Source organism: Ruegeria sp. AL11 (assembly GCF_056540865.1).
Genome location: NZ_JBQFXO010000053.1, coordinates 1 through 1033, shown reverse-complemented (window position 1 = coordinate 1033; position 1033 = coordinate 1). Strand labels below are relative to the sequence as shown.

Genomic DNA, 1033 nt, shown 5'->3' with positions numbered 1-1033 from the left:
GTGGGCTTTCGCGCCCTCGGCGGCGATGCTGATTGTCGCCGTCTGACCGTCGCGAATGGTCAAGTCGGGGTTCGGAACGGTGATTTCCACCTCGAATGTACGTGTTGTCTCGTCCGCGGACCGGCTCAGGAACGTGACCCGACCGCCCAGTTGCCGACCGGTCACAAGTGTTGCCGATGCTTCGGACCCAACAAGCACCCGATTGACTTCGGTCTCGGGTACGAAGCCGACCAGCTTGATCGGGTCCAGTTGAATGACAGTCGCGCAAAGTGATCCAGGCTGCATCAGGCTTCCCAGTTCTGCAGTGTCGCTTTCCAGCAAGCCCTTGAAGGGGGCTTTGATGGTCAGGCGGCCAACCTCTCGCTGTGCGGCCTCGACTGCTGCCGCGGCTGCTTCGATGCCTGCACGCGTGGCTTCCAGTCCGGCTTCGGCTGTTTTCACACCGGCTTCCGCTGAGCTCATCACCGCTTCGCTGGAGATGCGACGGGTTTCCGACGCATAGCCGGTTTCAGCCAGTTTGCGCGAGGCTGTCAGATTGATCTCGGCCTCGGCAACAAGCGCATGTGCCTCTGTCAGGCGTGCTTCGGCTTCGGGTATGCGGCTCTGGGCTTCCAGTTTGCCCGCCATGGCTTCGGCCAGTTGTGCCGGGCGCGTGCCGGGATCAAGCTCGCATAATATATCGCCCGCCTCAACAAACGCACCTTTACGTTTAGGTTCAGAGATAACGGTGGACGTGGTTTCCGAAAGTACTTCGACCTGCCGGTTTGCCTTGGTCTGACCGCGCAGCAGCACGGCGCTGTCAATTTCACGCGCTTGCGAGCGCAGGGCGACAACACCCACTGCAGAGATATCGGAGTTATCGGTTTCCGCTGCTTCGTCTTGTGTTGCTTCCACGGCATCACCGCGTCCGGCAAAGGCGAACAAGGTGTCACGTTCAAACACCAGAAAATACAGTGCAACAATCACGAGAAGGGCGTTGATGAATGAAATCAAACGCATAAAGTGTTTCTCCTAAGAATCTGCGCCATTAATA

Annotated in this window: 1 protein-coding gene; it reads right to left on the bottom strand. The window is 58.4% G+C overall.

What is annotated here, in order from left to right:
- The coding region (locus ACR0IP_RS23220; protein WP_480528169.1) for an efflux RND transporter periplasmic adaptor subunit at positions 1 to 999 on the bottom strand (999 nt) is incomplete at its 3' end.
- Between the last annotated feature and the right edge of the window lie 34 nt (positions 1000 to 1033).